This is a genomic window from Prescottella subtropica (assembly GCF_005434945.1).
In the GTDB taxonomy this organism is placed as follows: domain Bacteria; phylum Actinomycetota; class Actinomycetes; order Mycobacteriales; family Mycobacteriaceae; genus Prescottella; species Prescottella subtropica.
Genome location: NZ_SKCH01000005.1, coordinates 80,452 through 92,302 on the forward strand (window position 1 = coordinate 80,452; position 11,851 = coordinate 92,302).

Annotated in this window: 10 protein-coding genes and 2 pseudogenes; 5 read left to right on the top strand and 7 right to left on the bottom strand. The window is 69.4% G+C overall.

Going from position 1 to position 11,851, the window contains the following annotated elements; translation table 11 throughout:
• Positions 1–137 precede the first annotated feature (137 nt).
• The 3 genes and pseudogenes from E0497_RS07460 to E0497_RS07470 form a co-directional block, all read right to left on the bottom strand.
• Positions 138–1,564, bottom strand: a pseudogene (locus E0497_RS07460) (IS1380 family transposase).
• 135 nt (positions 1,565–1,699) lie between these two features.
• Entirely contained in the window at positions 1,700–1,978 is a 279-nt protein-coding gene (locus E0497_RS07465; RefSeq protein WP_137724156.1) for a hypothetical protein, read from the bottom strand.
• Between the two features lie 159 nt (positions 1,979–2,137).
• Positions 2,138–2,662 carry an Rv2253 family sensor-like surface protein gene (locus E0497_RS07470; RefSeq protein WP_137724157.1) on the bottom strand — a complete coding sequence of 175 codons (525 nt, stop codon included), beginning with the start codon at positions 2,660–2,662 and terminating at the stop codon, positions 2,138–2,140.
• Between the two features lie 217 nt (positions 2,663–2,879).
• Between E0497_RS07470 and E0497_RS07475 the strand changes: the two genes are divergently transcribed.
• Positions 2,880–3,623, top strand: coding sequence for an Abi family protein (locus tag E0497_RS07475; RefSeq protein ID WP_137724158.1), 744 nt, complete (start codon positions 2,880–2,882; stop codon positions 3,621–3,623).
• An 80-nt stretch (positions 3,624–3,703) separates the two neighbouring features.
• Here the strand turns inward: E0497_RS07475 and E0497_RS07480 are convergent.
• The 4 genes and pseudogenes from E0497_RS07480 to E0497_RS07495 all read right to left on the bottom strand — a co-directional run bounded on the left by E0497_RS07480 (position 3,704) and on the right by E0497_RS07495 (position 7,541).
• A pseudogene (locus tag E0497_RS07480) lies at positions 3,704–5,979 on the bottom strand (ATP-binding cassette domain-containing protein).
• Between the two features lie 15 nt (positions 5,980–5,994).
• Positions 5,995–6,405: a VOC family protein gene (locus E0497_RS07485; protein ID WP_170312903.1), complete on the bottom strand. Its 411-nt coding sequence runs from the start codon at positions 6,403–6,405 to the stop codon at positions 5,995–5,997.
• A 10-nt stretch (positions 6,406–6,415) separates the two neighbouring features.
• Positions 6,416–6,862 (bottom strand): helix-turn-helix transcriptional regulator, encoded by a 447-nt coding sequence (locus E0497_RS07490; RefSeq protein WP_170312904.1) that lies wholly within the window; start codon positions 6,860–6,862, stop codon positions 6,416–6,418.
• Positions 6,863–6,935: 73 nt separating this feature from the next.
• Positions 6,936–7,541, bottom strand: a complete 606-nt coding sequence (locus tag E0497_RS07495; RefSeq protein ID WP_137724161.1) for a hypothetical protein — start codon at positions 7,539–7,541, stop codon at positions 6,936–6,938.
• A 179-nt stretch (positions 7,542–7,720) separates the two neighbouring features.
• Here E0497_RS07495 and E0497_RS07500 point away from each other — a divergent pair, with 179 nt between their 5' ends.
• The 4 genes from E0497_RS07500 (at position 7,721) to E0497_RS07515 (ending at position 11,704) form a co-directional block, all read left to right on the top strand.
• On the top strand, positions 7,721–8,215 hold the full coding sequence (locus E0497_RS07500) for an FxsA family protein (RefSeq protein ID WP_137724162.1): 495 nt from the start codon (positions 7,721–7,723) through the stop codon (positions 8,213–8,215).
• A gap of 18 nt (positions 8,216–8,233) precedes the next feature.
• Complete coding sequence (locus E0497_RS07505; protein WP_137724163.1) at positions 8,234–9,841, top strand: amidohydrolase; 1,608 nt, start codon at positions 8,234–8,236, stop codon at positions 9,839–9,841.
• Positions 9,831–11,387: an apolipoprotein N-acyltransferase gene (gene lnt / locus E0497_RS07510; protein WP_137724164.1), complete on the top strand. Its 1,557-nt coding sequence runs from the start codon at positions 9,831–9,833 to the stop codon at positions 11,385–11,387. The genes E0497_RS07505 and lnt overlap by 11 nt, the downstream gene beginning before the upstream one ends.
• Before the next feature lie 89 nt (positions 11,388–11,476).
• Positions 11,477–11,704 (top strand): MbtH family protein, encoded by a 228-nt coding sequence (locus E0497_RS07515; protein WP_137724247.1) that lies wholly within the window; start codon positions 11,477–11,479, stop codon positions 11,702–11,704.
• The last annotated feature ends 147 nt before the right edge of the window (positions 11,705–11,851 follow it).

The following is an 11,851-nucleotide window of genomic DNA, read 5'->3' on the forward strand; positions in this document are numbered from 1 at the left end:
GGTTTCGGATTGGTTGTCCCGGTGATGATTCCGGGTTTCGGGTGTGTCGGGGTGGCCGACGCGGTCGGTGGCGTCGGGGTCCACGGCCCCGATGACGATGTGTCCTTCCTGTTCTCGCTCGGTCAGTTTCCTGCTGGTCAGGTGGGTTTCGGTGGTCGGGTGAGGCGACTGATTCCGGTGATGACAAGGTCGGCGTGTGGTGCCCGGGCGGCAAGGTTGAGGCGGGTGCGGCGGGCGTGACGGGTGATGCGGCCGGCGACCGAGAACAGCCGGAGTCGGAGCCGTTTCGGTTCCCAGCGGCGGGCGTCCTCGGTGTCGAACGCGAGGAGTTGTGTCCAGGCGATCAGTTCGCCGGCGAGTTGGATGATCTGCAGCCAGATCCGGTTCTGGTCGAACCCGCGGAGCGGAAGATTACGCAGACCGGTGTCTTTCGCGGCCCGGATCCGGTCCTCGCAGCGCGCCCGCCGGCGGTGCCGCAACTCCAGGTCGGGGAGCTGGCCCCGGCGGGTGTTCGTGGCGAACGCGGTCAACCGCAGCCCATCACGGTCGGTGAATCGTAGTTGCGCACCGGGATGCGGTCGTTCTTTGCGGACGATGATCCGCATCCCGTCCGGCCAGGTCGACAGGTCGATCAGGCCGGTGAGTTCGGCGACCCACGCACCCGTCGCGGACCTTCCCGTCGGCGTCGTAGGCGGGGGTCCACACGTCAGTGGGGATCAACTCGACTGCCGCGGCGATGGTGTCGGTGAGTCCGAACCCGATCGAGTACGCCAACCGGCGTTTGGTGAGGTAGTCGAGGAAGTCGTGGGTGCCGCCGGCACCGTCGGTGCGGATCAGGACTTTCTTCCCGACCCGATAGTTCGAGCCGACGGGCAGCCGCGCCAGTGCTTCCCCGACCACCGTTTGGGGGTACCGCCCTGCACGAAGTGCTTGGGGGAGGGTCGGCGGCAGTGTTCGAGCCCGCGTTCCCGGGCCGCAGCAGCATCGCCACCGGTTCCCCGGTCCCGCCGGCGCCGTGGTCGACGAACGCGCACAACGGATGGAATCCGAACCCGCGCTTGTAGTTCGGGGCGGCGGATTCTTTCTCCGAATACGCGGTCACCAGGGTCGCGTCGATGTCGACGATCAGCGGATCCTGCTCGTCGATCCGGTGATCCGGTGCCCGCCCACCGGCGGCAGACCACGCCTGGGCGCGGGCGGCGCCGCGAGCCGCACCGATCGCAGTCGTTGCGTCCGACACGTCCGCCGCCAAGGCCGTGACCAGACGGGACACGGTCGGATCGGAGGCGACCGGCCCGAAAACGTTCGGGCAGGCCCGTAGCTGGGCGAGGTCGGCGAGGCAGTCGCCGCCGAGCGCGACACTGACCGCGAGATCCAACACGATCTTCCCGGGATCGTGGCGGGACAACGGTTTACGCCACCGCGACAACGCCGTCGACAACGCGCCGGTCAGGCCGGTCTTCTCGGCCGTCCGCAGCAACAGGGCGGCTCCGGCATGCGACACCACACCCGTTCCGGAGGCGGTTACCGACAATCTCGGGTAACAGGACGTAGACTTACCCACCTGAAAGGTGCTCCTCGAACTCGCACGAACATGACCCTAGACAAGTCATATTCTTGCAGTTCAGGGCGCCTTTCTTCGTTCACGACACGGGCTGCTGCTCGATCAGCGTGAAAGCGCGAGGCTAGTGGGCGCCGGTCAGCCGAGCCGGCGGCGCAGGTCGTCGGCGAAGTTGTCGTAGGCGGCGGCGATCTCGTCGAGATACACCAGGGTGGGGAAGTCGAGGACCGACTGACGTTCGGCCAGGAACCGGGCCGTGTGCTCGACGACGCGCTGCTCGGTGCCGGAATCGATGCCGAGGTCGGCGAGCACGTCGGGGTGGATGACGAACGTGGACTCCACACTGTCACCGCCGTCGTCGAGGCGCACCCGGTACTCGTGGTCGACGACGAACTCGACATTCAGGTGCTCGACCATGGATCACGGCTCCGTATCGGTGAGGGACATCGGCGGTGCGGCGGAGACCGGACCGGGATCACCGGAGTCCCGGCCTCCTACCGTTCCTCGACGTTACGCCCGCCCGGATCCACGATCCGTGCGGGTCGACCACGACCTCTCGGGCCGGCTGGCCGTCGGTCAACTGCCGCTGCCGAACACAGACTGCGGGGGCGCGGCCGGGTAGGCGGCGACGTCCATGATCACCGACCCGTCGCACGGGCCGCCGGTGATGTCGGTGCGCCATGTCCCGGTGAGGGTGCCGTCCGGGCGTGGCGTGTAGACGGCCACCGAATGCGCCGGTGTCCACACCTTCGGGACGCCCTCGCCCTGCCAGCAGTCCCACTGCCAGTCGTACACGTGCACCCAACTGGTGCCGTCCCACGTGTACTGCGGCGGCAACGGCAGCGTCGGATTCGCGGGTGTCGGCCCGTCGACGACGGTCGCCACGCACGTGCCGGCCGCACAGTCGGTGGTGAACGTGTACGTGTCGGCGAAATCCGGTTCCCCCTGTCGTGCCGCCAGACTCGTCCCGGACTTGGTGGCCGCGAACCGTTTCAGCGAATACTCCCCGGACCACGACGGATCCGCCGCACCCGCCGGCGCGGCCGACGCGGCGATCAGACCGAGAGCGAGCAACGCGACCGCCGGCAGTGCTTTCCTCATGAGCGCAAGTCGAACACGCCGACAGGCACTGCTGGCGGGGATCGGCGAAAGGGGTCCGGATCGGGGAATCAACGGTCGGGGTTCGGACTCACCGACTGCTAGATTCTCCGGAGAAATGAAGAACCCCCACGGCCGAACTGCCGTGGGGGGATCTCCATGTATTAACGAGGGACCTTGTCCTCGTACCTGAAGCCCATGCTAACGGAGGCCGCAGCGGGTGCCAAGCCGACAGACGATCGAGGCGATCACCCGGGTCCTTCATCCGTCGCGTGTCGGCACCTACCGCGCCAGGTGCGGCAACGATCCGTTGCGCGCGTTGGAGCTCTACCGATGGAACCTTGAACTGTCCGCGGCATTTCAGCAGGTCCTCGCTGTGACCGAGGTTGCACTGCGCAATGCGATCGATGGCCAGTTGAGGGACTGGAACGCGACACAACCCCACCACACCAGACAGGGCGCGATGCACGGGCGTGAGTGGCTTTCGGACCCTGCGCGACCACTCAATTCGATGACTCAGGCATCCCGCCGAACAGCCCGAAGCCACGCCGAGGACGCTGTGACCGCACGCGATGCGACGCATCCCCGGCATGGTGTCGCGGTCAACCACGACGACATGGTCACACAGTTGACCTTCGGAACCTGGGCCAAGCTGCTTCCCACCTCGAACCCCAAGGACAAGAACTACCAAGCCCGCCACGTGCTGTGGGTGGGCGCCTTGCACCAGGCATTCCCTCATCGAAAGAACGACCCGGACGGCTTCGGTGTCGCCGGCAGAACGGCCCGACTACACGCCCTGCGTAATCGCGTCTCGCACATGGAACCCCTGCTCGACGTGAACGTCCGAGCCCGCCACAACGACGCACTCCGCCTGCTCGGTGCAATCAGCCCGGAAGTCCGGGACTGGTGCGCAGGCATCAGCCGCGTCGTCGACGTACACAAGGCATACCCGATCGAACGCTGAGTCCCTGCGTGTCAGGGTGAGGTGAGTCCAACTTGTTCGCAACGGAGTCGACGGCAGCACCGGCGAACACCCGATCTCCCTCAGCCGCCCACATACTCCGCGAGATGCGTGCCGGTCAGGGTGGATCGGGCGGCCACCAGGTCGGCGGGGGTGCCTTCGAACACGACCTGCCCGCCGTCGTGGCCCGCGCCGGGGCCGAGGTCGACGATCCAGTCGGCGTGCGCCATGACGGCCTGGTGGTGTTCGACGACGATGACGGACTTCCCGGCGTCGACGAGGCGATCCAACAGTGCGAGCAGGTGTTCGACGTCGGCGAGGTGCAGGCCGGTGGTGGGTTCGTCGAGAACGTACACGTCGCCCTTCTCCGCCATCGCGGTGGCCAGCTTGAGACGCTGCCGTTCCCCACCGGACAGGGTCGTCAGCGGCTGCCCGATCGTGAGATAGCCGAGCCCCACATCGGCGAGGCGGGCCAGAATCTTGTGCGCGGCAGCCAGTTTGCCCTCTCCGGATCCGAAGAACTCGTGGGCGGCGGCCACCGACATCGTCAGCACCTCGTCGATGTTCCTGCCGCCGAACGTGTAGTCGAGGACCTCCGCCTGGAAGCGTCGGCCGTCGCACACCTCGCACGTGGCGGCCACCCCGGCCATCATCGCCAGATCCGAGTACACGACACCGGCGCCGTTGCAGTTCGGGCAGGCGCCGTCCGAGTTGGCGCTGAACAGGCCGGGTTTGACGCCGTTGGCCTTCGCGAACGCCTTGCGGATCGGGTCGAGCAGCCCGGTGTAGGTGGCCGGGTTGGAGCGCCGCGATCCCTTGATCGCGCTCTGGTCGATCGCCACCACCCCGTCCCGGGTCGCTACCGACCCGTGGATCAGGGAACTCTTCCCGGACCCGGCGACCCCGGTCACCACCACCAGCACCCCGAGGGGGATGTCGACGTCGACGCCGCGCAGATTGTGGGTGTCGGCGCCGCGGATCTCCAACGCGCCCTTCGGCTTTCGCACCCGTGGTTTCACCGTCGCCCGGTCGTCGAGATGCTTTCCGGTGAGCGTGCCGCTGGCGCGCAGGCCGTCGACGGTGCCCTCGAACACGATCTGCCCGCCGCCGGCGCCGGCCCGCGGACCCAGGTCGACGACATGGTCGGCGATCGCGATGGCCTCCGGCTTGTGTTCGACCACCAACACCGTGTTGCCCTTGTCCCGCAACCGCAACAGCAGGGAGTTCATGCGGGCGATGTCGTGCGGGTGCCCGCCGGCCGATCCAGGCTCAGATAGCCGAGCCCGATCTCCACGAACGAATCCAGGGTGTGCGACAGCGAGGCCAGCAGTGGCGCCACGGAATCGTCGTCGAGTCCACGCACCCAGGCCGCCAGGTCGCTGATCTGCATGGCGCACGCGTCGGCGATCGACACCCCACCGATCGTCGACGCGCGGGCCAGGGCACTGAGCCGGGTGCCGTCGCAGTCCGGGCAGGTCTGGAAGGTGATGGCCCGGTCCACGAACGCCCGGATGTACGGCTGCATCGCCTCCCGGTCCTTGACCAGCATCGACTTCTGAATCTTCGGGATCAGGCCCTCGTAGGTGACGTTGACGCCGTCGACCTTGACCTTCGTCGGCTCCTTGTAGAGCAGGTCGTCGAGTTGTTTCTTCGTGAACTGCGCGATCGGGGTGTCCGGGTCGAAGAAGCCGCAGCCGCGGAAGATGCGTCCGTACCAGCCGTCCATGGAGTAGCCGGGAATGGTCAGCGCGCCGTCGTTGAGCGACTTGGAGGCGTCGTACAGGGCGGTGAGAGCGAAGTCGGAGACCTTTCCCATGCCCTCGCAGCGCGGGCACATGCCGCCGGTCACCTCGAAGGAGCGGCGTTCCCTGACCTGCCGACCGGCCTTCTCGACGGTGACCGCACCCGCCCCGCTGATCGACGCCACATTGAACGAGAACGCCTGCGGCGACCCGATGTGCGGGACGGCGAGCCGGCTGAACAGGATCCGCAGCATCGCGTTCGCGTCCGTCGCGGTGCCCACCGTCGACCGGGGGTTCGCGCCCATCCGCTCCTGGTCGACGATGATCGCCGTGGTCAACCCGTCGAGCACGTCCACGTCGGGACGCGCCATCGTCGGCATGAACCCCTGCACGAACGCGCTGTACGTCTCGTTGATCATCCGCTGCGACTCGGCGGCGATCGTCGCGAACACCAGCGAACTCTTCCCCGACCCGGACACCCCGGTGAACACCGTCAGCCGGCGTTTCGGCAGTTCGACATCGACGTCCTTCAGGTTGTTCTCCCGCGCACCGTGCACGCGGATCTTCTCGTGCCGGTCGGCGGGGTGCGGGGCGGCCGGGGTCATGGCGGTCTCCATCCGTATCGAGCGGGGTCAGGCGATGTCGTTGATGCGGAGCAGATTGCCGGACGGATCGCGGACCGCGCAGTCCCGGATACCGTACGGCTGCTGCGTCGGCTCCTGCACGATCTCGGCGCCGCCGGCGACGAGCCTGTCGAACGTGGCATCCAGGTCGCCGGTGGCGAGGGTGAGGATCGCGTACGTGCCCTTGGCCATCATCTCGGTGACGACGCGACGCTCCTCGTCGGTGACGCCCGGGTCGGCGGCCGGTGGGGTCAGCACCAGTGAGACGCCCGGCTGGTCCGGGTGGCCGACGGTGATCCAGTACAGGCCGCCCCAGCCGACCTCCTTGCGGACCTCGAATCCGAGCAGGTCCCGGTAGAAGACGAGGGCGGCGTCGCGGTCGGTGTGCGGCAGGAAGGTGTTGGCAATCGTGATGTCCATGCCGATCACGCTAGGGGCGGGCCGCCGCCGGCGCTTCTCGATTCCTGACCGGTCGGGTCACCTGCCGGGACACGCACGATGGCATCTCGGTGTCCTGCCCCTCCGCGGTCACCTGCGCCCGGTACACGCTGGGGGACACCCCGACCAGTTCGGTGAACCGGGTGCTGAACGTGCCCAGCGACGAGCCGCCGACCGCGAAGCACACCTCGGTGACCGACAGGTCGCCGCGCCGCAGCAGCGTCATGGCCCGCTCGATGCGCCGCGTCATCAGATACGAGTACGGGGATTCGCCGTACGCGAGCTTGAACTGCCGCGACAGGTGCCCGGCCGACATGTGCACGCCGCGGGCCAGGGCCTCCACGTCGAGCGGGTGGGTGTGGTCGCGGTCGATCCGGTCACGGACCCGGCGCAGGCGGGCCAGATCGGAGAGGCGCTGATCGTCGGGGGTGCGGGGCACGCCGTCGATGGTGCCACGGCTGTGGTTGTGAAGGATTCCTCATCGGCGGGCGAGAGGAATCCTTCACAACCGGTCAGGCCGTGAACTGTCCGACGGTGCCGAGCGCGGTGCACGTGACCCCCGACGGGTACGTCACCCGACCGAACAGGGCCGCCAGGACGGTGCCCTCACCGGTGTCGACCGTCGTCGACAGGGTCGGCACGTTCATGACGGTGTCGGCGAGGGGGACGACGCCGCCGCGCAGGGTGGCGGTGTTGAACCACGCCACCTGCAGATCCGACTGCTGCGGAATCTCGAGGTGCGCGGGAAGCGCCTGGAACCGCAGATGCCCGCGTTCGATCCACGGCGGGACCGGGAAGTTGGGGCCGGCCTGGGCGTTGGCGACGGTCACCGTCATCGGCTCGTCGGCGGGCCCGCACCCGAACGTCGGCGCGGGGAACAGGAAGTCCTGCGTGGTGGTGGCGCCGACCTCGTGGCCGGTGACGCCCTCGATGGCGTCCTTGACGCCGGGCTGGTCGAGGACGCCGCCGATCAGATCCTGCAGCGCCGACGGAAGGGGAAGGTCCGGAAGGGTGGGGGCGGCGGACGCAGCCCCCACGGACAAGCTCACGGACAAGCCCACCGACAGGGCGGCGACGGCGGACAGACGGGTCAGGGCACGACGAGACGGACGCGACACGGTTTCTCCTCCCGGGGGATCGGTCCGGTAGACCGATCGGTTCTCGAACCGAACCACGCCGTAACTCTCAACGTCAACTTCAGGGTTAGACCGTTATGCAATCGAATCCGGTGACATGGGAGCATTTCGGCGCCGCCGCTCGTTGACGATGCAGCGGACCCGCCCGAAAGGACCCCACCATGATCGCCCTGCTGTTCCTTCTCTACGTCGTCGTGGAGGTCGGCGTGCTCATCTGGGTGGGCTCGGTGATCGGGGTGCTGTGGACGGTGCTGCTGCTCATCGCCGGCTCCGCGATCGGCATGATCCTGGTGAAGTCGCAGTGGCGGGCCGTGATGGACGGGTTCCGCCGCGCGACCCGCGGGGAGGCGTCCCCGGCCGGGGCGGTCGCCGACGGCGCGATGGTCGCCGCCGGATCGGTCCTGATGTTCGTGCCGGGCCTGGTCACCTCACTGCTGGGTCTGCTGATGCTGGCGCCGCCGACCCGCTGGGCGCTGCGACCCGTCGCCGTCGCCCTCGCCGGCCGCAAGGCGACCGTCACGATGGCCGGGATGGAGTTCGCGTCCCGCACCGCACGGACCCGCGGCGGGGACGTCATCGACGGCGAGGTCGTGGACGTGACCGGTCCCACCACCGGCGACACGTTCGGCACCCAGGGGCCGCGTGCCCTGCCGTAACGGGCAGACTGGACGGCTGTGAGCACCCAACTGTTGGTCGACGGACGCATCTACAGCCCCAGCAACCCCGACGCCACCTCGATGGCCGTCACCGACGGTGTCGTGGTGTGGGTGGGGGAGGACCGTCCCGGTCGGGCGTTGCACCCGGATGCGGAGATCGTCGAACTCGACGGCGCGTTCGTCACCCCCGGTTTCGTCGACACCCACGTGCACACCACCGCCCTCGGCCTGCAGCTGACCGGACTGGACCTGACCGGGGCCCGCAACCGCGCCGACTGCCTCGACCGGGTGCGCCGCTTCGCCGCCGACCACGGTGACGCGATCGTCTGGGGGCACGGCTGGGACGACAGTGCCTGGCCCGACGCCGCCCCCACCACCGCCGACCTGGACGCCGCCGCACCGGGCCGGGCGGTCTACCTGACCCGGATCGACGCGCATTCGGCGCTGTGCTCGACGCCGCTGAGGCAGACCGCCGACGGTCTCGCCGGGACGTCCGGCTTCTCCCCGGACGGCCCGCTCACCGCCGCCGCCCACCATCTGGTGCGCGACCGCGCCCGCGCCCTGCTCACCGCCGACCAGCGGGCGACCGCCCGCCGTGCCGCGCTCGACCATGCCGCCGCCCGCGGCATCGTCGCCGTCCACGAGTGCGGCGGCCCCGACATCGGCGGCCTCGGCGACTTCCGGGAACTGCTCGCCCTCGACCACGGGGTGCAGGTGCGCGGCTACTGGGGGCAGGCCGTCGACACCCCGGAGACGGCCACCGAACTACTGGCAGCGACCGGCGCGCACGCCCTCGGCGGCGACCTGTTCGTCGACGGTGCCCTCGGCTCCCGCACCGCCGCCCTCATCGAGCCGTACCACGACTGCGACGGCAGCTCGATGAACCTGAGAGGCACCTCGTATCTGGACGTGGACGCGGTCGCCGCGCACGTGCGGGCCTGCACCCTCGCCGGCATCCAGTCCGGGTTCCACGTCATCGGGGACGCCGCCGTCGCCACCGCGGTCGCCGCCTTCGACCGGGTCGTCGCCGAACTGGGCGGCCCGACGGTCGCCGCCCTCGGTCACCGGCTCGAACATCTCGAGACGGTCACCGTCGAGCAGGCCGCCCTCCTCGGCTCGTGGGGGGTGATCGCCAGCATGCAGCCGGTGTTCGACGCCCTGTGGGGCGGCCCGGACGGCATGTACGCGCGCCGACTCGGCGCCGAGCGGGCCGCCCGGATGAACGCGTTCGCACCGATCGCGTCGACCGGCATGTCCCTGGCGTTCGGCTCCGACGCCCCGGTCACCCCGCTCGACCCGTGGGCGATGCTGCGGGCCGCCGTCCACCACCGCACCCCCGGCAGCGGCGTGTCCCCGCGGGCCGCGTTCTCCGCCGCCACCCGCGGCGCGTGGCGGGCCGGTGGGGTGCGCGACGGCATGGCCGGCACCCTCGTCCCCGGGGCGCCCGCATCGTACGTGATCTGGGACGCCGACGAACTCGTCGTCTCGGCCCCGAAGGATTCGGTGCAGCGCTGGTCGACGGATCCGCGGTCGCGGGTGCCGGCGCTGCCGCGGCTCGAGGACGGCGCCCGCACCCCGGTGTGCCTGCAGTCGGTGCATCGCGGGGCCGTCGTCCATGAAGCGTGAGCACCGCACCGCGCTGACGGCGATCGGCCGGGACAGCGTCCTGGCGGTCGCCGCCGGGCTGCTGCTGTTCGCAAGTTTCCCGCCGCGGCCGCTGTGGTTCCTGGCCCCGGTCGGGGTCGGCCTGCTGGTCACCGTCCTGTCCGGGTACGGGCGCGGCGGCCGGACGCTGCGTGCCGGCTTCGGCTACGGGTATCTGGCCGGGCTCGGTTTCCTGGTGCCGCTGCTGCCGTGGATCGGCGAGTACGTGGGTCCACTGCCGTGGCTGGCGCTGTCGGCAGCCGAGGCGGTGTTCGTCGGCCTGTTCGGGGTCGGCGCCGTGCTGCTCGGTCGGGCCCGCTGGGCACCGTGGATCACCGCCGTCGCGGCCGCCGCCGGGTGGAGCCTGACCGAATGGCTGCGCGCATCGGTGCCGTTCGGCGGGTTCCCGTGGGGCCGGCTCGCGTTCGGCCAACCCGAGGGATGGCTGCTGCCGCTGGCAGCGCTCGGCGGGGCGCCGCTGCTCAGTTTCGGGGTGGCGCTCACCGGCACCGGACTGGCCGCACTTGCACTGACCGCGTCCCGGACGACCCTCTCGCCCCGCGCGGTGGCCGGGCCCGTTGCCGTCACATGCGCGGCGTCGATCGTCGCGCTCGCCGCCGTCCCGTACGTGCACGCCGACGCCGACGGGGACCGCACGATCACCGTCGCCGCGATCCAGGGCAGCGTCCCGCGCCTCGGACTCGACTTCAACGCGCAGCGCCGCGCCGTCCTCGACAACCACGTGCGCCGCACCTTCGAACTCGCCGACGACATCGTCGCCGGCCGCACCCCTCGCCCGGACGTGGTGGTGTGGCCGGAGAACGCGTCGGACATCGACCCGCTGCGCAACGCGGACGCCGCCACCGAGATCACGGCGGCGTCGCAGGCCGTCGGCGCCCCGATCCTCGTCGGCGCCGTCCTGGTCAACGGGGACGGCACCACCACCAACTCGGTGATCGTGTGGGACGGCGCCGACGGACCGGGCGAACGCCACGACAAGCGGATCATCCAGCCGTTCGGTGAATACCTGCCGTACCGGGACTTCTTCCGACGGTTCTCGGAGTACGCCGACCAGGCCGGGAACTTCGTGCCCGGGGACGGCAACGGGGTCGTCCATGCCGCCGGCATCCCGTTCGGGGTCGCCACCTGCTACGAGGTGGCGTTCGACAGGGCCCTGACCCAGTCGGTACGCGCCGGCGCCCAGGTGATCGCCGTGCCCACCAACAATGCGACGTTCGGCGACACCGAGATGACGTACCAGCAGCTGGCGATGTCGCGGGTGCGGGCCGTCGAGCACCGCCGCGACGTGATCGTCGCCGCCACCAGCGGGGTGAGCGCGCTCGTCGCCGCCGACGGTGCAGTGACGCAACAGACACCGCTGTTCACCCCGGCCGCGCTCGTCGCGGAGATTCCGCTGCGTACCGGCACCACCCTCGCCACCCGGCTCGGCCCGATTCCCGAATATCTGCTGGCCATCGGGGCGGTCGGCGCGCTGATCGCCGCCGCGGTCCGGGCTCGACGCGCCTAACATGATGTAACGAACCCCGTAGCGAGCACGATCTAGCGTGTGGTGTGCACCACTCTTCGTCGAAGCGATCGAGAGGTGAAGTGGTGACAATTCCATCGAATCCGTTGGACGATCCCGACGGGGATTTCCTGGTGCTCGTGAACGAGGACTGTCAGCATTCGTTGTGGCCGGCTTTCGCCGATGTTCCCGCGGGCTGGTCCGTCGTGCACGGGCGGGCGTCGCGCCGTTCGTGTGTCTCCTACATCGAGACGAATTGGACGGATTTACGACCGCGGACATTGTTCGATGCGCGGGAACGCGATCCATCTCTCGACTGAGGGTTCAGGCTATTCGGACCCAAGGGTCAATTCTGCCCATCTACCAGGCCAAATGTCGATTCCCGATGGCTCGGAAACCGTCCGTTCGCGTTGGGGATCTTGATATGGTGTGGTCCCGATGAAACCCGGGCAATTCTGCTTTCAGGG

What these genes read in the sequence shown, in the direction of transcription:
- E0497_RS07500 (WP_137724162.1), top strand. Translation starts at nt 7,721, where the DNA reads ATGATCGCCCTGCTGTTCCTTCTCTACGTCGTCGTGGAGGTCGGCGTG.
- E0497_RS07470 (WP_137724157.1), bottom strand. Translation starts at nt 2,662, where the DNA reads ATGAGGAAAGCACTGCCGGCGGTCGCGTTGCTCGCTCTCGGTCTGATC.
- E0497_RS07465 (WP_137724156.1), bottom strand. Translation starts at nt 1,978, where the DNA reads ATGGTCGAGCACCTGAATGTCGAGTTCGTCGTCGACCACGAGTACCGG.
- lnt (WP_137724164.1), top strand. Translation starts at nt 9,831, where the DNA reads ATGAAGCGTGAGCACCGCACCGCGCTGACGGCGATCGGCCGGGACAGC.
- E0497_RS07485 (WP_170312903.1), bottom strand. Translation starts at nt 6,405, where the DNA reads ATGGACATCACGATTGCCAACACCTTCCTGCCGCACACCGACCGCGAC.